The sequence below is a fragment of the Sphingopyxis sp. GW247-27LB genome (assembly GCF_002277025.1).
GTDB lineage: Bacteria > Pseudomonadota > Alphaproteobacteria > Sphingomonadales > Sphingomonadaceae > Sphingopyxis.
On the sequence record NZ_NIWD01000006.1, the window covers coordinates 185,653 to 203,335 of the forward strand.

Annotated in this window: 18 protein-coding genes, 1 other RNA gene and 1 pseudogene; 3 read left to right on the forward strand and 17 right to left on the reverse strand. The window is 66.8% G+C overall.

Going from position 1 to position 17,683, the window contains the following annotated elements; translation table 11 throughout:
• Nucleotides 1-41 precede the first annotated feature (41 nt).
• The 10 genes from CD928_RS06370 to dapA form a co-directional block, all read right to left on the reverse strand.
• Nucleotides 42-641, reverse strand: a complete 600-nt coding sequence (locus CD928_RS06370; protein ID WP_095386285.1) for a hypothetical protein — start codon at nt 639-641, stop codon at nt 42-44.
• Nucleotides 631-1,257, reverse strand: coding sequence for a glutathione S-transferase family protein (locus CD928_RS06375; protein ID WP_095386286.1), 627 nt, complete (start codon nt 1,255-1,257; stop codon nt 631-633). The genes CD928_RS06370 and CD928_RS06375 overlap by 11 nt, the downstream gene beginning before the upstream one ends.
• 114 nt (nt 1,258-1,371) lie before the next feature.
• Nucleotides 1,372-1,773 (reverse strand): hypothetical protein, encoded by a 402-nt coding sequence (locus CD928_RS06380; protein WP_095386287.1) that lies wholly within the window; start codon nt 1,771-1,773, stop codon nt 1,372-1,374.
• A 312-nt stretch (nt 1,774-2,085) separates the two neighbouring features.
• Entirely contained in the window at nt 2,086-3,165 is a 1,080-nt protein-coding gene (gene recA / locus CD928_RS06385) for a recombinase RecA (protein ID WP_095386288.1), read from the reverse strand.
• Nucleotides 3,166-3,277: 112 nt separating this feature from the next.
• A complete protein-coding gene (locus tag CD928_RS06390) occupies nt 3,278-3,631 on the reverse strand; it encodes a response regulator (RefSeq protein WP_095386289.1) in 354 nt (117 codons plus the stop codon).
• Nucleotides 3,621-5,966 (reverse strand): ATP-binding protein, encoded by a 2,346-nt coding sequence (locus tag CD928_RS06395; RefSeq protein ID WP_255247061.1) that lies wholly within the window; start codon nt 5,964-5,966, stop codon nt 3,621-3,623. The genes CD928_RS06390 and CD928_RS06395 overlap by 11 nt, the downstream gene beginning before the upstream one ends.
• 122 nt (nt 5,967-6,088) lie before the next feature.
• Nucleotides 6,089-8,155: a M13 family metallopeptidase gene (locus tag CD928_RS06400; protein WP_095386290.1), complete on the reverse strand. Its 2,067-nt coding sequence runs from the start codon at nt 8,153-8,155 to the stop codon at nt 6,089-6,091.
• A gap of 92 nt (nt 8,156-8,247) precedes the next feature.
• Nucleotides 8,248-8,826 (reverse strand): DUF2062 domain-containing protein, encoded by a 579-nt coding sequence (locus CD928_RS06405; protein ID WP_095386314.1) that lies wholly within the window; start codon nt 8,824-8,826, stop codon nt 8,248-8,250.
• A gap of 47 nt (nt 8,827-8,873) precedes the next feature.
• Complete coding sequence (gene smpB / locus CD928_RS06410; protein ID WP_095386291.1) at nt 8,874-9,359, reverse strand: SsrA-binding protein SmpB; 486 nt, start codon at nt 9,357-9,359, stop codon at nt 8,874-8,876.
• Between the two features lie 8 nt (nt 9,360-9,367).
• On the reverse strand, nt 9,368-10,243 hold the full coding sequence (gene dapA, locus CD928_RS06415) for a 4-hydroxy-tetrahydrodipicolinate synthase (protein ID WP_095386292.1): 876 nt from the start codon (nt 10,241-10,243) through the stop codon (nt 9,368-9,370).
• A 102-nt stretch (nt 10,244-10,345) separates the two neighbouring features.
• On the opposite strand from dapA, the gene CD928_RS06420 reads away from it, so the two are divergent.
• The 3 genes from CD928_RS06420 to CD928_RS06430 all read left to right on the forward strand — a co-directional run bounded on the left by CD928_RS06420 (nt 10,346) and on the right by CD928_RS06430 (nt 13,608).
• Nucleotides 10,346-12,379 (forward strand): lytic transglycosylase domain-containing protein, encoded by a 2,034-nt coding sequence (locus tag CD928_RS06420; RefSeq protein ID WP_095386293.1) that lies wholly within the window; start codon nt 10,346-10,348, stop codon nt 12,377-12,379.
• A gap of 13 nt (nt 12,380-12,392) precedes the next feature.
• Nucleotides 12,393-12,878: a transcription elongation factor GreB gene (gene greB, locus CD928_RS06425; RefSeq protein WP_095386294.1), complete on the forward strand. Its 486-nt coding sequence runs from the start codon at nt 12,393-12,395 to the stop codon at nt 12,876-12,878.
• A gap of 82 nt (nt 12,879-12,960) precedes the next feature.
• Nucleotides 12,961-13,608 carry a hypothetical protein gene (locus tag CD928_RS06430; RefSeq protein ID WP_141237112.1) on the forward strand — a complete coding sequence of 216 codons (648 nt, stop codon included), beginning with the start codon at nt 12,961-12,963 and terminating at the stop codon, nt 13,606-13,608.
• Between the two features lie 15 nt (nt 13,609-13,623).
• Here the strand turns inward: CD928_RS06430 and CD928_RS23345 are convergent, their stop codons facing one another.
• The 7 genes and pseudogenes from CD928_RS23345 to CD928_RS06460 all read right to left on the reverse strand — a co-directional run.
• Entirely contained in the window at nt 13,624-13,779 is a 156-nt protein-coding gene (locus CD928_RS23345) for a hypothetical protein (protein WP_176473481.1), read from the reverse strand.
• Between the two features lie 79 nt (nt 13,780-13,858).
• An RNA gene (gene rnpB, locus CD928_RS06435) (RNase P RNA component class A) lies at nt 13,859-14,255 on the reverse strand.
• 116 nt (nt 14,256-14,371) lie between these two features.
• Nucleotides 14,372-14,554, reverse strand: a complete 183-nt coding sequence (locus tag CD928_RS06440) for a hypothetical protein (RefSeq protein WP_095386296.1) — start codon at nt 14,552-14,554, stop codon at nt 14,372-14,374.
• An 83-nt stretch (nt 14,555-14,637) separates the two neighbouring features.
• Nucleotides 14,638-15,327 (reverse strand): N-acetylmuramoyl-L-alanine amidase, encoded by a 690-nt coding sequence (locus CD928_RS06445; protein ID WP_095386297.1) that lies wholly within the window; start codon nt 15,325-15,327, stop codon nt 14,638-14,640.
• A 78-nt stretch (nt 15,328-15,405) separates the two neighbouring features.
• On the reverse strand, nt 15,406-16,260 hold the full coding sequence (locus CD928_RS06450) for a protein-glutamate O-methyltransferase CheR (protein WP_095386298.1): 855 nt from the start codon (nt 16,258-16,260) through the stop codon (nt 15,406-15,408).
• Nucleotides 16,260-17,372 carry a chemotaxis-specific protein-glutamate methyltransferase CheB gene (gene cheB, locus CD928_RS06455; protein WP_255247060.1) on the reverse strand — a complete coding sequence of 371 codons (1,113 nt, stop codon included), beginning with the start codon at nt 17,370-17,372 and terminating at the stop codon, nt 16,260-16,262. The genes CD928_RS06450 and cheB overlap by 1 nt, the downstream gene beginning before the upstream one ends.
• An 8-nt stretch (nt 17,373-17,380) precedes the next feature.
• Nucleotides 17,381-17,527: pseudogene (locus CD928_RS06460) on the reverse strand (response regulator); the annotation flags it as partial.
• Between the last annotated feature and the right edge of the window lie 156 nt (nt 17,528-17,683).

Genomic DNA, 17,683 nt, shown 5'->3' on the forward strand with positions numbered 1-17,683 from the left:
AGCGCGGAAACAGGATCGATTAACGGAATCCGGTACCGGCGTCAGAAAGCGGTCGCGATCCCCTTGCCCAGATAGCAGGGAAGCTGGTGGAGGACGTCCGCCTTGGGCACCCCGTCCTCCATCATGTCGGGCGGGACCTCCGACACGTCGGTGCGAACGACGGTGAAGGGCGCAGCAGGTTCGGCGCGGTGGACGACGACATAGCCGCAATCCATCGTCCCGTCCTTGCGGTCGCCGCGAAAGTCGAAGGCGGCATAGACGCCGGGCGGCTGCCCCGCGGGGTCGAGATACCAGCTCAGCCGCACGATGCGGATCGTTCCGTCGGCCCACAGCGCGGCGCGCTTGCGCAGGTTCATCTCCCATTCGAGCCGCGGGCTCGACGCCTGCAGCGACAGGCGGAGCATGGCATAGGCTGCGTCATAGTCACGCTTGGCAAGCGCCGCCGTATAGGCGGCGAACCGGTCGATAGCGCCTTCCTCGTCGGGCGCGGCGGGGGTGAACGTCCTGCCCTCGGGCGCGATGACGTCGCGTTCGACCTCGGGCCCGACTTGCGGCGGCGCCGCGAACGCAGCGCCCGCGATACCGAGAAGGGCAGCGGCCAGCGCGATCCGGCGAACGGCGAAACGCCGCTCAATAGCCATAATAGGCCCCGCCTTTCTCGCGCGCGCGCCGCCACGCCGGGCGGTCGTGGCACATGTTCACGAACCCGGCCAGTCCGGGATAACGCGGCGCCATGCCCTGCATCACCGCGATCTCGGCGGGAAAGCTCAGCATGACGTCGGCCGCCGACAGGGCGTCGCCGACGAAGTGGCCGCTCGGGCGGAGCCGGCTTTCCATATAGGCGAAATGCGACTCGAGTTGCTGGGTGATCCGCGCCTCGAGCGGCGCCGCCGCCGCGCCGAGCCGCGCGGTGTAGACGCGCAGCAGGATCGGCGTCATCGCCGACCCTTCGGCGAAATGTATCCATTCGAGGTGGCGGATATGATCGTCGGTGCCGCGTTCGGGGACGAGAGAACCGCCACCGTGGCGCTCGCAGAGATATTCGACGATCGCCCCCGATTCGGTGATCACCCGGCCGTCATCCTCGATCACCGGCGACTTGCCCAGCGGATGCACCGCGAGCAGCTCGGGCGGCGCGAGGTTGGTCTCCGGATCGCGATCGTAATATTTGATCTCGTAAGGCGCGCCGATTTCCTCGAGCAGCCACAGGATGCGCTGCGAACGGCTGTTGTTGAGATGGTGGACGATCAGGCTCATTGCGCTCTCCTGGGCTCGCGTCGGGTTGAATAGCGGTTTGGAGCGGACCCGCCCAAAAGGAAAGATGGTTCGCAGAATCCGCTATGTCGAGTGGGATTGCCGAACGCGTTACCGTCAACCCTCGCGCGTTCGCGGCATCCAGAGCCGGGAAAAGACAGCGCGATCATGCCAGGCCAGCGACGCGAACCAGATGGGCCATATGCTGCCCCAGAGGAGTTTGCCGGTCAGGAACCAGTGGAAACCCGCAATGACAACGATCGAGGGACCGAGCAGGATCAGGCCGACCGGAGCGCTCCGCTCGAACAGCAAGGCGCCGCCGCCCGCCAGCATCGTGCCGATGATCAGCGGATTCATGAACCCCGTCCTGTCGAGCGCCGATGCGAAGTCGCTGGCCGCCGCCATGGTTTCGGGCGGATTCTGTCCGCCGAACTGAACGATCACCATCAAGGGCGCGTAGAGGAAGAACAGGCCGAACAATATCCGCGCAGCGGCCCACCCCCGGTTCGTCCATCGCATGGCGTGATCCTTCCGCGCCGGTTCTTGCCACAGCTCGCGCGCGTCTGCCAGCGATCGGGCGCTTCGTCGGGCTCTCCGCAATTGCGCTAGGACATGGAGCGTGTTGCGCGGGTCATCCCCGCCCGAATCCAGTCCAGCGCCGACTTCGCAAGGGTTTGGATTTTCAGAACGGATCAACGGCGGGCGGGCCGACCTGCGAGAGGGAGAGAGCAGGTCCAAGGGGCATGGGGCCCGCCGCCGTCGGCCAGCCGGTCAGGAGGGGCGGGACCGGCCGGATGGCGAGGGTCGGGATCGCGCGGCGATCCCGACGCCTTAGATGTCGTCGTCGCCCTCGTCGTCGGGGCCGGTCATCATTTCCTCGGCCACCGCGTCGGTGCGGCCGCGGATCGCTGTTTCGAGCCGTGTCATCAGTTCGGGGTTTTCGGTGAGGAAGGTCTTCGCATTCTCGCGACCCTGCCCGATGCGGATCGAGTCATAGCTGAACCAGGCGCCCGATTTCTCGACGAGCCCGGCCTTGACGCCGAGGTCGAGAATCTCACCGATCTTGGAAATGCCCTGCCCGTACATGATGTCGAATTCGACCTGTTTGAACGGCGGCGCGACCTTGTTCTTGACCACCTTGACGCGCGTCGTGTTGCCGACGATCTCGTCGCGGTCCTTGATCTGGCCGGTGCGGCGGATGTCGAGGCGGACCGAGGCATAGAATTTGAGCGCGTTGCCGCCCGTCGTGGTTTCGGGATTGCCGTACATCACGCCGATCTTCATGCGCAGCTGGTTGATGAAGATCACCATGCAGCGCGAACGGCTGATCGAGCCCGTCAGCTTGCGCAGGCTCTGCGACATCAAACGCGCCTGAAGCCCGACATGGCTGTCGCCCATCTCGCCCTCGATCTCGGCACGCGGCACCAGCGCCGCGACCGAGTCTACGACGAGGATGTCGATCGCGTTCGACCGCACCAGCGTGTCGACGATTTCGAGCGCCTGTTCACCGGTGTCGGGCTGCGACACGATCAGTTCGTCGATATCGACCCCCAGCTTCTTCGCGTAGACGGGGTCGAGCGCGTGTTCGGCATCGACGAACGCCGCGGTGCCGCCGGTCTTCTGCGCCTCGGCGATCGCATGCAAGGCCAGCGTGGTCTTGCCCGAGCTTTCGGGCCCATAGATTTCGATGACGCGCCCGCGCGGCAGTCCGCCGACCCCCAGCGCGATGTCGAGCCCGAGCGACCCGGTCGAGATTGCCTCGACCTGCATCGCCTCCTTCGAGCCCAGCTTCATCACCGAGCCCTTGCCGAAAGCGCGGTCGATCTGCGCCAATGCGGCGTCGAGCGCCTTCTGCCTGTCCGTTCCGTTCACTGATTTCCCCGATTCGACGAGTGACAATTGTCCGGCCATTACCGTCCCTTTCCTGCTCTAGAGCGAAGGCAGAAGCATCGCAACGCCCGACCTCTGTACGGCATTTGTTCTCAAAGAACAAGAGGGGAACATGTGATATCGCGATGCCGGGCTATTCGCCGAAGAAATCCTTCAGAACCGCCTCGATCTCGCTGAGCCGGAACGGCTTCGACACCAGCTGGCGGTGCGCGTGCGCGGGCGGGATCACGTCGCCGCCGCCCGAGGTGAAGGCAAAGGGGATGTCGCGCTCGGCTAGCGCGTCGGCGACGGGCCAGCCCTTGGTCTCGCCGAGGTTGATGTCGATGAGCGCCGCCGCGACCGGCTCCGCGTCGATGATCGCGAGCGCGTCCTCGACCGCGGCGGCCTGCGCCGGTTCGGGAAAGCCGAGGGCGTCGAACATATCGGCCAGCATCATGCCGATCAGCACGTCGTCCTCGACGAGGAGGATCAGGCGATCATCCGTCATGCGACGCCCGATGCGCCGCGGCGTCGAGCGCCGCCGACGCCGCCTCCGCCAGCTGCGCCACCGAAAAGGGCTTGGGCAGGAAGGCGACGTGGTCGATGTCGATCGATTGGCGCAGTTGCTCCTCGGCATAGCCCGACATGAACAGCACCGGAAGATCGGGCCGCTTGGCGCGCATCGCGCGCACCATCGCCGGCCCGTCCATCACCGGCATCACCACGTCGCTGATCACCAGGTCGATCCCGTCCATCGTTCCGAATCGTTCCAGTCCCTCTTCACCCTGCGCGGCGGTCATGACGGTATAACCCGCGCGGACCAGCGCGCGTTCCGCGACCGCGCGCACCATGTCCTCATCCTCGACAAGCAATATGGTCCCGGTGCCCCACTGGCTCTTCCGCGGCTTGACCGCGGGCGCTGCCGCGACGGCGACACCGCTTTCGGTGCGATGGACCGGCAGGTAGATGGTGAAGCTCGTCCCCTGCCCCGGCTTGCTGTCGGCGAAGATGAAGCCCGCCGACTGCTTGATGATGCCATAGACGGTCGACAAGCCGAGCCCGGTCCCCTTGCCGACATCCTTGGTGGTAAAGAAGGGTTCGAAAATCTTGGGCAGCACGTCGGCGGGAATGCCGGTGCCGGTATCGCTGATCTTGAGCGCGCTATAGTCGGCGGGCGGCATGATCTCGCTGCCCATATGGCGCACGTCCGCGGCCGGCACCGGATAGGTCTCGATCGTCAGCGTGCCGCCGCCCGGCATCGCGTCGCGCGCGTTGACCGCGAGGTTGATGATCACTTGCTCGAGCTGGCCCGGATCGGCGCGCACCGCGCCCAGTCCGCGGCCGTGATGCACCGACAGCTGCACCGTCTCGCCGATCAGCCGCTTCAAGAGGTGCGAGACCTCCGAAATCACGTCAGGCAGCTGCAATATCTGCGGCCGCAGCGTCTGCTGGCGCGAAAAGGCGAGCAGTTGCCGCGTCAGGCTGGCGGCGCGATTGGCGTTGCTGCGGATCTGCTGGATATCGTCATAGTCGCTGTCGCCGGGCGTGTGCCGCATCAGCATCAGGTCGCACGCGCCGAGCACCGCGGTCAGGATGTTGTTGAAATCATGCGCGACGCCGCCCGCGAGCTGGCCGACCGCCTGCATCTTCGACTGCTGCGCGACCTGGCGCTTCAGCCGCGATTCCTCGCTCGAATCCTTGAGGCTGAGCAGCACCGCCGCTTCGCCGAGCCCGCGCACGCCGACCACGCGCATCGATACCGGCTCGTCGCCCTGGTCGGCCAGCCGGATCGACAGGTCGCCGCCGACCTGCTGTCCGCTGCTGTGGCGGCGGATCATGTCGGCGAGCGGCCCCTTGTCCTCGCCCACCACCAGGTCGCCCGGATAACGCGGCATCCTTCCGTCGGCGATGCCGGCGGCGCGGATGAAGGCGCGGTTCATGTAAAGGAAGCGCCCGTCACGATCGACCATCGCCAGCCCGAAGGGCAGCAGCGACAGCAAGGTCTCGACATAGGTCTGCGCGGTGCCGCGGTCGGCGGGCCCGATCTCCTCGTCGATCAGCGCGAGCAGCATCGGCCCGCCCGCGCCGGCGGGCGCGAGCGGAATCTGGATCATCCGCACCGGCGTCGTGCGGTCGCCCTCACGCGCGAAATAGAGCGCACCGGCATCGTCGAGGCGCAGCATCGCCGCCGCGTCGCGTCCGGCATAATGGGCGCGGTCGCCCTCGCCGAGCGCGCGAAGCAGGAACGCCTCGTTGGCGGCGCGCAGCCGCCCCTCGGCGCTGACCAGCGCCGCCATGACCCCCGCCTGGCCGAGCGTGCGCCCGGCCGGGCCGTCGAGATGGCGGACGATCTCCGACGCGAGGTCGAGCCGTTCGTGCGCCGCGAAACGCCAGGCCAGATAATCCTCGGCCTGTCCCGTCCGCGTGACCTGCGCGCGCAGTTGCAGGCCGCCGATCGCGATCTCGTCGGCGCGCCCCTCGCCGTCGCGCCACGCGGCACGCCCGGCATTTTTAAGCAGCTCGGCGCCGCGGCCTTCGAGTGGCAGCCCGGGTGGGGTCACGAAGCCCCCCATCCAGGTCGCGAACAGGTCGTTGGCGCAGACCATTCGCCCCGCGCGATCGGTCACCGCGATGGCGACGTCGTCGTGCGCGACGGCCTGCCGCAGCATCGTCCAGTCGAACGCCCCCGCTTCGCCCGCCGCAGCGGCGGGAAACAACCGGCGGGCGAGAATCACGCCGCCGACGGCGATCGCGATCCCCGCGAGGAAACCCGCCGCCAGCACCGGATCGCGCGTCGCCCAGAACAAGAGCGCGACCGACAGCAGCGCGAGCCCGGCGAGCAGCCCCGCGTCGACCCGCGACAGGCCGCCAGGCGCCGTCCCGGCGAGGCCCGCCCCCCTGCCGACGTCGGCATCAGCGGAAGGCAGGCGCGTCGCGTTCAATGTCGGCTTTCCTTATTCGCGCATCACCAGATGCGGACACGATCCTTGGGCGCCAGATAGAGCTTCTGGCCTTCCTTTACCTGATAGGCCTTATACCAGGGGTCAAGGTTGCGCGAGACCCAACTCCGCTGGATCGAGGGCGAATGCGGGTCGGTGGTGATGCGCTGCGAGAGATTCTGCTCGCGATAGTTGCGCCGCCACACCTGCGCCCAGCCGAGGAAGAAGCGCTGGTCGCCGGTCATCCCGTCGATCACCGGCGCCTCCTTGCCGCCCAGCGACTTCTTGTAGGCATCATAGGCGATGGTCAGCCCGGCGAGGTCGCCGATATTCTCGCCCAGCGTGAACTCGCCGTCGAGATGCTCGCCGGGCAGCACTTCATAGGCGCTGTATTGCGCGACCAGCGCCTTGCCCGCCGCCTCGAACGCCTTGACGTCTTCGGGAGTCCACCAGTCGGCGAGCTTGCCGGTTTCGTCATATTTGGCGCCCTGATCGTCGAAATGATGGCTGATCTCGTGACCGATGACGGCGCCGATGCCGCCATAGTTGATCGCCGGATCGGCATTGGGGTCGAAGAAGGGCGGCTGCAGGATCGCGGCCGGGAAGACGATCTCGTTCATCCCGAAATTGGCGTAGGCGTTGACCGTCATCGGGGTCATCCCCCATTCCCAGCGCCGGATCGGCCCGCCGAGGCGGCTGATATTGTCGTCGTGCGCGAACTGGTTCGATCGCAGCGCGTTGCCGAACAGGTCGTCCGCCTTGATCTCGAGCTTGCTGTAGTCCTTCCACTTGTCGGGATAGCCGATCTTGGTGGTGAAATTGGCGAGCTTCCTGCGAGCCTTCACCTTGGTTTCGGGCTGCATCCACGTCAGATTGTCGATGCGGCTTCCCAGCGCCGCGATGACATTCTTCACCAGCTCGTCCATTTCCGCCTTGGTTTCGGGCGTGAAATATTTGGCGACATAGTCCTGGCCGACGGCCTCGCCCATATTGTTGGTGGTGAAGTCGACCGCGCGCTTCCAGCGCTCCTGCATCTCGGGCGTGCCCGACAGCGCGGTGTCGTAGAAGGAAAAGGCTTCCTTCGCCACCGCGTCGGGCAGCACGTCGGCAAAGCCATCGAGGCTGCGGATGATCAGCAGGTCGCGGATCACGCTGATCGGCGCGTCGGCGATCAGCTTCGCCTCGCCGGTGAAGGCGCTCGGCTGTGCGACGAGGATCGAATCCTCCTTGACCCCGACCCCACGGATGAAGCCCGTCCAGTCGAAGCCCGGCGCCGCCTGCGTCAGCTCGGCGATCGTCATCTTGTTATAGACCTTGGTCGCGTCGCTGCTGTCGTTCTTGTCCCAGTGGACGGTCGCGATCTGCTTTTCGAAATCATAGATCGCCTGCGCGCGCGCCGCGGCATCCTGTTCGCCCGCCAGCGTCAGGACGTTCTGCAGATGCTGGAGATAGGCCGCCTGCAGCTTGGCGTTGCGCTCGCCATCCTTCAGATAGAAATCGCGGTCGGGCATGCCGATGCCGCCCTGATAGAGCGAATAGATATAGACGTCGGGATTCTTGTCGTCCTGCCCGACATAGCCGCCGAAGAAATGCTGGATGCCGTTGCGGTCGGCCTCGGCGAGCAGCTTGGCGAGCCCCGCCTTGTCGACGCCGCGCACCTTGGCGAGCCACGGCTCGATCGGCGCCAGCCCCTTCGCCTCGACCGCCCCGGCGTCGAGATAAGAGGCATAGGCGCGCCCGATCATGCTGTCCGGATCGCCCTTCGCCGCTTCCAATATCTCCTGCGTGCGCTTCTGCGACAGGTCGGCGAGCGCGGTGAACATGCCGTAGTTCGACTTGTCGGCGGGGATCGCGGTATTTTTCGCCCACGTGCCGTTGGCATAGGCATAGAAATCGTCGCCCGGCAGGACGGTCGTATCCATGCCCGACGCGTCGAAGCCATAGTCGCCGATTTCGGGCTTGGCGGACGCTTTTGCGTCGGCGCTCCTGGTTTCTTCCTTCGCGGCGAGCTGCGCCGCGGGCGCCGCGCCGAGCAGAAGGGCGCCGAGCGCCGCCGTCGCCACAAGGCGCGAAGAGAGTTGCGGTCGAATCATGGTTTTCCCCAGTTTGAAACGGAACAGGATCGCGCCGCGCGGGCGCGGCACGGGCTGATGATGCGACAGCTATAACCGGACGTGGAGGCCGTTCAACCGGCCGCGGCGTCGCTCGTCGACGCCTCAAGTCGTTTGTCGCGCGCAAGCTGCAGCTTGCGCCGCCAGCGCAGCCGGATCCAATTGTCCCAGATCAGCGTCGCGAGCACATAGCCGACGAGCGCGGACACCGCCGAAATGACGAACAGCCCGGCAATCAGCGCTGGCGCGGCATCGGAGAGCAGCCAGCGCAGCCATTGCGCGACCGTCGCCCCTTGTTCGACCATCACCGAAAAGGTCGCCACATTGGCGTGGAGCCCGAACATGCGGTCGCCGAGCCATACCGATGCGGCGATGATGAACGGCGTCGTCACCGGATTCGACAGAAAGGTCATTGCCGCGCCGATGGGAATATTGGCGCGAAAGGGTAAGGCGAGCAGCGCGACGCCCAATATCTGCACGCCGGGGATCAGCAGGAAGATGCCGACGAACAGGCCGAGCGCGGTCCCGCGCGGCACCGACGTGCGCGTGAAGCGCCACAAATGGCTGTGCGCGACGCGATGCGCGAACGGCCGGACGAAGCGGCTCGCCAGCAACTCCTCGCGCGTCGGCGAATTGCGGCGGATCCAGTTCATCACCGCCGCCTTGTCGCGGACTTTGGGGTCGCGAGGCGCGTTGCCGCTCATCCGCGCTCCTTCATCAATCTTTGCTTGTCGCGCTTCCAGTCGCGTTCCTTGATCGATTCGCGCTTGTCGTGTGCCTTCTTGCCCTTGGCGAGCGCGAGTTCGACCTTCGCGCGGCCGCGGCTGTTGAAATAGACCGAGAGCGGCACCAGCGTCATGCCCTGTCGCATCACGCCCGCGTGCAGCTTGTTGATCTCGCGGCCGTTGAGCAGCAGTTTGCGCGGCCGCCGCGGCTCGTGGTTGAAGCGGTTGCCGTGGCTGAACTCGGGAATGTTGGCGTTGATCAGCCACACCTCGCCGCCCGTCACCTCGGCATAGCTTTCGGCGATCGTCCCCTCGCCGAAGCGCAGCGATTTGACCTCGGTCCCCTGCAGTGCGATTCCCGCCTCGAACACCTGCTCGATGGCATAGTCGAAGCGCGCGCGCCGGTTCTCGGCGACGACCTTTTTCTTGTCGAATTCGGCGGCGGACTGCGGACGGGCCATCGGGAAACCTAGAGAGCTCCCGCCGCTTCGAGCGCGGCGTCGACGGCGGCGCGCGAGGCGGCCGATGCCGGAATGATGGGCAGGCGCACTTCGGGATCGAACCAGTCGTGGATGCGCGACAGCGCATATTTGACAGGCCCCGGCGACGCGTCGGAGAACATCGCCTTGTGCAGCAAAAACAGCCGGTCGTGCAGCGCCAGCGCGCGCGTCCAGTCGCCAGCGGCGGTTGCAGCTGCGAAATCGGCGCAAAGGCGCGGCGCGACATTGGCGGTGACCGAGATGCAGCCCACGCCGCCCATCGCGGCATGCGGCAGCCACAGATCGTCGTTGCCCGAAAGCTGGCAGAAACCGGCGCCTGCGCCCGCGCGGTGGATCGTCACGCGGGCAAGATCGCCGCTCGCATCCTTAATCGCGACGATTGAAGGAATTTCGGCAAGCTTGCACATCGTCTCGGCGCCGATGTCGGTCACCGTGCGCGCGGGAACGTTGTAGACGACGATCGGCAGATCGCTCGCCTCGGCAAGCGTGCGGAAATGCGCGAGCAGCCCGTCCTGCGTCGGGCGGTTGTAATAGGGCGCGACGACGAGCGCGGCATCGGCGCCCGCCGCCTGCGCGTGGCGCATGTGGCGGATCGCGGTCGCGGTGTCGTTCGACCCGCAGCCGGCGATCACCGGAACGCGCCCCGCCGCCGCCTCGATGCAGCAGTCGATCACCCGATAATGTTCGTCGAAGCCCAGCGTCGGGCTCTCGCCGGTGGTGCCGCACGGAACCAGCGCGCTCGTCCCCGCGTCGATCTGCCAGTCGACCAGCCGTTTGAAGGCGGGAGCGTCGAACGCCCCACCGCGAAATGGCGTCACCAAGGCGGGAATCGACCCCGAGAACATGCACCGCTCCTTTACAAAAATCGCGCCGCGACCGATAGGACAGCGACGGCGCGCCGCCTAATGAACGTCTATTCAGCGCCCCGCAAGGAGTTTGCCACTAACATGGCCGGCATGATTTCGCTGCCCCCTATTTCCCGCCTCGCGCTCGCCGCGGCCCTCCTCATTCCCAGCATCGCATCCGCCAGCGAACTGACCCCCGAGCAGATGGCCTGGTACCGCGCCCAGATGGGCCTCGCGTCGGTGTCGACCAGCCCGCCCACCGCCACCAATTCGGTCGGCGACGCGGTGCTCGAATGGCGGCGGCTGACGCAGGACAACAACGCCTCCTTCGACCGGCTGTCGCGCTTCCTGATGGCGAACCGCGGCTGGCCCGATGCCGACAAGATGCGCGTCCGCGCCGAAAAGGCGATCGCGATCGACAGCTTCGACCCCGCGCGCACCCTCGCCTATTTCACCGCCTTTCCGCCCAAGACGCCGAGCGGCGAATTGCGCATGGCGCTCGCGCTCAACGCTTCGGGCCGGCGCGACGAGGCCAATGCCGCCGTGCGCCGCGCCTGGACCGGTGGACCGCTGACCCAGGACGAGGTCAACCGCGTGCTGACCTTCTTCCCCGGCGCGATCACCCCCGCCGATCATGACGCGCGGATGGAACGGCTGCTCTGGTCGAACGACACCGGCGCGGCGGCGCGCCAGCTCGCCTACACCTCGCCGCAGAAGCGCGCGGTCTTTTCCGCCCGCCTCGCGATGCGCAGCGGCGCGGTCGACGCGGCGCTGCAGGCCTCCGCGGCCGAGGCCGCCAACCCGTCGCTCGTCCGCAGCGACCCCGGCTATATCACCGCCAAGGCGACCTGGCTTCGCGCATCGGGCCGCGCCGGCGAGGCGCGCGCGTTGCTTGCCGGCCCGCGCGCGCTGGCGAGCGCGCCGCTCGACGCCGAGGAATGGCTCGAAACCTTGCTCACCAACGCCCGCCTCGCCGATGCGGGGGGCGACAAGACGACCGCCTATAATATCGCGAAGCAGCTCGACGACGCGCTGCCGCCCGGCACGGTGGTGCGCGAAACCGCGCTCGGCGTGCGCGACGACTATACCTCGCTCGCCTGGCTCGCGGGCCAGCTCGCCTTCCGCGACCTCCATCGCCCCGGCGAGGCGGTGCGCCTGTTCCGCGCCTATGGCGACGCCGCGCGCTCGGCGCAGACGCGGACGAAGGGCTATTATTGGGCCGGGCGCGCGGCGCTCGCCGCCGGCGATACCGCGACCGCCAACGCTTATTTCTCCGACGCGGCGGAGCATTATGATCAATTCTACGGCCAGCTTTCGCTCGAGCGCCTCGGCCGGCCTCAGCCGCGGCCGGCCGCCACGCCCAGCATCCAGGTAACCTCCTCGGAAAAGACGGCGTTCGAGGACGACCGGCTCGTCCGCGCCGCGCGCGCGCTCGGCGAGATCGGGGCGTGGCGCGAACAGTCGCTGTTCCTGCGCGCGCTCGCGCAAAAGGCGACCTCACCCGCCGATCACATCCTCGCGGGCCAGCTCGCGTCGCAGATCGGCCGCCCCGACCTCGGCGTGATGATCGGCCGCAGCGCGCAGGCGAACAGCCTCGACGCGGTCGAGGTCTCGGGTTTTCCGACGGTGCGCGTCCCCGCGGGGCACGAAAGCAACTGGACCTTCATCCACGCGATCACCCGGCAGGAGAGCCAGTTCGACCGCGCCGCGGTCAGCCACGCCGGCGCGCGCGGCATGATGCAGCTGATGCCGGGCACGGCGCGCGAGGTCGCGGGCAAGCTGGGGCTCAGCTACGATGCGAGCTCGCTGACCACCGACACCAATTACAATCTGACGCTCGGGTCGACCTATTTCCAGCAGATGCTCCGCTACTTCGGCGGCAGCTATCCGCTCGCGGTCGCCGCCTACAACGCCGGGCCGGGCAATGTGAACAAATGGCTGCGCGCCAACGGCGACCCGCGCGCGGGCGGCATAGCTATGGTCGACTGGATCGAGGCGATCCCCATCTTCGAGACGCGCAATTATGTGCAGCGCGTGCTCGAGAACGCGGTCGTCTATGACACGCTGCGCCAGGGCGGCGGCTCCCAGCCCAAGGCGCCGCTCAGCTTCTACCTTGGCAAGACGACGCCTGGCTAAGGTCCGGCAGGCCATGAAGACGGGGGAACGCAGCAACATCATCAGCCCGGCGGGTTTCGCCGCGCTGCGCGCCGAATATGACGCGCTGCTCGGCGGCGAACGTCCGAAGCTGGTCGAGGTCATCAGCTGGGCGGCGGGCAACGGCGACCGCAGCGAGAATGGCGACTATATCTACGGCCGCAAGCGGCTGCGCGAGATCGACCGGCGGCTCGCCTTCCTCGCGCGGCGGATGAAGGCGGCGCGCGTCGTCGACCCCGCGGCTCAGCCCGACAAGGAACGCGTCTGGTTCGGCGCGACGATCGAGCTCGCCGACGAGGAGGACGCGCGCCGCACCGTAACGCTGGTCGGCGACGACGAGGCCGACGCGGGCGCCGGCCGGATCGGCTGGAACAGCCCCCTCGCCCGCGCGCTGCGTGGTGCCGCCGTCGGCGACCTGCGCACCGTCGTGCTGCCCGCGGGTCCCAAGGAATGGGAAATCGTCGCGATCGCCTATCCCTGACCGCCTGTGAGCGCGATCACAGCGGCCGCTCCCGCAATGCGATAGCCATGGGCGGTTCCTATCGGGTCGCAGGAGGGGGATGATGCGCTATCTGCTGGCTTTTCCGGCCGCCGCCATGCTGGCGGTCGGCGCGCAGGCGGGCTCCGTTCCCCGCTATGGCGATGCCGAAATCGCGGCGGAGCTGAAGCCCGGCGAAGAGGTCGAGGCGCGCATCGACGGCGATTTCAACGGCGATGGCGAAACCGACACCGCCTGGATCGCCGCGGGTCCCGACCGGCGCACCGTCCACGTCGTCTTCGCCGTGCGAAGCGAGGTCGACCTCGGCCATGTCCCGGCGGGAAGTTTTGCACTGCCGCCCGACCGTCTCGGCCCCGCCGAGCTGTCGGTGACCAAGGACGTTCTGGCGATCAGGGATCTGACCGGCGGCACCACCGCGCTGGGGGCCACCTATCGCTTTCGCGGCGACCGGGCGGCGGCGCGCATGCGGCTGATCGGTCTCGACGCGACGCTCTACAGCCGCACTTTCGCGCATGACGGGGCCAAGATGAGCTGGAACCTGCTGACCGGCGATCTGATCACGTCGCGGCTCGCGCTGACGGGGAGCGGCGACGATGCGGGATATCGGGAGGTCGGCACGAAACGCATGCGGCGGCCGATCAGCGTCGTCGATATGGAAGCTACCCCCGACGCCGAGACCGAGCTCGCGGCGATGGTGCCGCCGCCCGGCTAGTCTGCGATGGGTGGATCAGGTCCGCAGCAGCGCTGGGACGATCCACACCGCCGAAAGCACGATCACCGCAAGGACCAGCGATATCGCAAGGACATAGCGAACGCCCTGCCCCTTGACGGCGCTCGTCGCCTCTTCATCGGTGACTTCGATATGGTCTTCGACGACTCTCATCTTTCGTCTCCCTATCGTCTACCCGTCAAAACGCGCCGCGTCGGCAAGCGGTTCCCGCGCGCGGCGGAGGGGGGAGAGGCGTGCCAGAGGGTCTGTAAGCCGGGTTCTGTCCACCCCTTTTGACGGGGGATGGGCGATCATTCCTCTAGGCGAACGGTTGCCCGAACGCTCAAGCAGTCAACCCGGACGGCGGGGCCGGAACCAACCCTGAGTTTCCTCTTGCCATCCCTATTCGACCTTGCTCCCGGTGGGGTTTGCCGTGCCGCGTCCGTTACCGTCCGCGCGGTGCGCTCTTACCGCACCCTTTCACCTTTCGCCGGACCGAAGCCGTGGGCGGTCTCTTCTCTGTGGCACTTTCCCTAAGCCCGCCCGAAAGCGGACCCGCCGGACGTTATCCGGCACCGTGGTTTCCATGGAGCCCGGACTTTCCTCCCCCGGCAGGATATCCCACCGGCGGCGATCGCCCGACCCTCTGGCAGAGGGCAATATAGCGCGGGTCACGGAGGATTGCGAGAGTGTGTGATCAGGTCCGCTTTGGGGTGGTGAGCGGACGTCATGTTCGAGACGAAAAGACGGTCGCTAACGCCAGCGCTCAGGCTTTCGAGATCAAGTGTCGGCCCGCCAGAAAGATAACAAGTGCTATCCAGCTTGCTACCCAAGCCCAAAGAAAAAAGGGAAAAGTGGTCCAGCTATAAATGCCGTAGGCCAACCATATCGCCTGCAAGGTCAGGGTGAAGCTATGCTTGTCTATCCATGATCGGATGTTCTGTGACATTCACGATCTCCCTGCGCACCGAACTCATCTCAGTTCCACTTTTAGCTCAATACCGGACGTCCGCAACCGGTCGAAACCGACCGTCAACTCCCCTCGGGCTGCGGCAGCAGCAGCGCCAGCAGGATCGCCCGGCACTCGCCATCGATCGTGCCGTCGATCAACTCGGTACGAAACCGCCGTTGGAACGCCACCGTCGCGGCAAATCCGTCGGTCACGTCATAACCGAAACGCTCGAGCGCGAGCAGGAAACCCGCGTCGGTCCACAGCGGATCGGTCAGCTTCTTGGTCGGGCGCGGCAGCGCGAGGCGGCGGCGCGCCAGCTCCTCCCACGGGAACAACTCGCCCGGGTCCTGCTTGCGGGTCGGCGCGATGTCCGAATGGCCGACGACATTGCCGCGGGTGACCGCGTGACGGTCCTTGATCATATGGACCAGCCGCACGACCGAGGCGACCTGCGGGTCGGGAAAGGGGACGTAGCCCCATTCATGACCCGGATTGACGATCTCGATCCCGACGCTCGCCGAATTGATGTCGCTGATCCCGCGCCAGTGCGACTTGCCCGCGTGCCAGGCGCGCTTGTCCTCCGCGACCATATGGGTGATCTGCCCGTCCTCGCTGACGACATAATGCGCCGAAACTTTCGCGGCAGGATCGGCAAGCCGATCAATGGCTTCGGCCCCGGTCTTCATACCGGTATAGTGAAGGACGATCATCGAGACAGGCAGCGAGCGCTCGTCGAAATTCGGAGACCAGCGTTCGATAAAATCGCTCATGCCTGTCGCTGCCCATTTCCTGCGAACCCCGGTCCCGCTTGCGCCAGCGGGGGTCAAATTGCAAGGTTGGAGCGGCCTTCAGGCCGCGACGCGCCGGACTTGCTGGTCGGCGGGTTCATAGAGGCCGCGCAGCCGCGGGCTGGCGACGAACTGGTCGGTCTGGCCGAGCACCGTCTCGCCCGCTCCCAGCACGAGGAAGCTTTGCGGCGCCGCGACCGCGCGCAACCGCGCGAAGGCCTTGAGGCGCATCGGCGCGGCGAAATAGAGCAGCAGATTGCGGCAGAAGATCAGATCGGCGGGTGTCGCGAGCGGCGGCCGGTCGACGAGCATGTTCTGCACCGAAAAGTCGATCCGGCGCCGCAGGTCGGCCTTCGCGAGCCAGCCCGCCTCGGTCTGGTCGAACCAGCGCACCATGCGTTGCACCGGCAGGCCGCGCTGGATCTCGAACTGGGTGTAGAGCCCGACCCGTGCGCGCGAAATCGCGTGATAGCTGACGTCGGTACCGACGATCTGGACGTTCCACCCCGCCCACCGCTCGGCCTGTTCGGCGATCAGCATCGCCATCGAATAGGCTTCCTGCCCGGTCGACACGCCGCAATGCCAGATCGTGACGCGGCGCGAGAGCGCGTTGACCTCGCGGATATGATCGAGCGCCTTGGAAGCAATATCGTCGAACACACTGTGTTCGCGATAGAAAAATGTCTCGTTGTTGAGCATCGCGTCGACCGTGTCGTCGAGCAACTGGCGGCTCGTCGAGGTGACGAGCGCCGCGACGAGCGCGTCGAGGTCGGAGAGGCCGTGGCGCTGCATCACCGGCTTCAGCGACATTTCGATGCGCCAGATCCGGTTCGGCGACAGCGTCTGCCCGGTACGCGATTCGAGCACGCCCATCAGCACCCGATAGGCCGACTCGCTCGCTGTCCCACCCGCCATCACGGCTTGCGCCCCGGAAGGAAGCTGCCGAGCATCAGCGCGATCGCATCGGGGTTCAGCGTCGCCGCGGCGATCCCCGTCTTGCTCACCGCGCCGGGCATGCCCCAGATCACGCAGCTTTCGGGCGCCTGTGCGAAGACGGTGCCGCCCGCGGCCTTCAGCCGCGCCGCGCCGTTCGCGCCGTCGCGCCCCATGCCGCTGAGCACCACGCCGACGCCGCCCTTGCCATAGGCCTCGGCCACCGAGGCGAACATCGGATCGGCCGAGGGACAGCAGCCGTTTTCGGCCGGATGCCGGTCGAGCGCGATTTCCCGGCGACGGCCGTTCGCGACGACGACCAGATGTGCGTCGCCGGGCGCGAGATAGATATGCCCGCGCTCGACGGCCATTCCCGCCGCCGCCACCCGCACGCGGCGCGGGGTCATCGTCGCGATCTGGCGCGCGTAGAATTCCATGAAGGCGTCGGGCAGATGCTGGGTCAGCAGGATCGGCGCGGTGATCCGGCGGTCGAGATGGGCGATGAAATTGGCGAAGGCGGGAATGCCGCCGGTCGAAGCCGCGACCGCGATACATTCGAGCGGCTGGCCGGTGTCGATCGCCGCCACGGGCGCGGGCGGCGCCGAAACCTGCGCGGGGCGCGAAACCGCCGGGACCGTCAGCGGCTGCTGCCCCAGCGTCATGATCCGCTCGGTCAGCACCTCGGCGAAGCGTCCGGAGAAACTGCCGCGCCCCGGCTTGGCGAGCGTATCGCTGGCGCCCAGCGACAGCGCGTCGATCGCCGCCGGCCCGCCTTCGAGGCAGTTCGAGGAGAGGATGAGGACGCGGGCACCCTGCGCGCGCTCCAATATGTGCGGCAGCGCGTCGATGCCGTTCATCCCCGGCATCTCGATGTCGAGCACGACGACGTCGACCGGCTCGCACGCGAGATAGGCGAGCGCCTCGTGCGCCGATGCGACCGAGGCGCAGATCTTCAGCTCGGGCCGCTGCTCGACGATACGTTCGAGGATGCTGCGCACGACCAGGCTGTCGTCGACGAGCATGACGCGCACCGTGCGCGCCGAGGGCATGGTGGCCGCCTCGCGGCCGGGGAGATTGAGCTGCGGCTGACTCACCTTCGTCCTCAGGCGACGCCGACGAGCTGCAATTTTCCTTCCAGCGTTTCGCGGTCGAACGGCTTCATCACATATTCGTCCGCCCCGGCCTCGATCGCGGCACGGATATGGTCGATGCTGTTCTCGGTCGTGCAGAAGACGACGCGCGGCCGCTCGTCGCGCCCTGTCCGTCGTCAGATAAATTGAGACACGCTTGTGCTTTGGCTTAGCGAGTGTTTGGTCTCGTCTGGTTGGTATGTTTTAGGCGGCTAGCTTACGATGAAGCAAGCGCCTTTGCTCGAGTGTTTGCTGTTTGATCCTTTCTCGTTGTT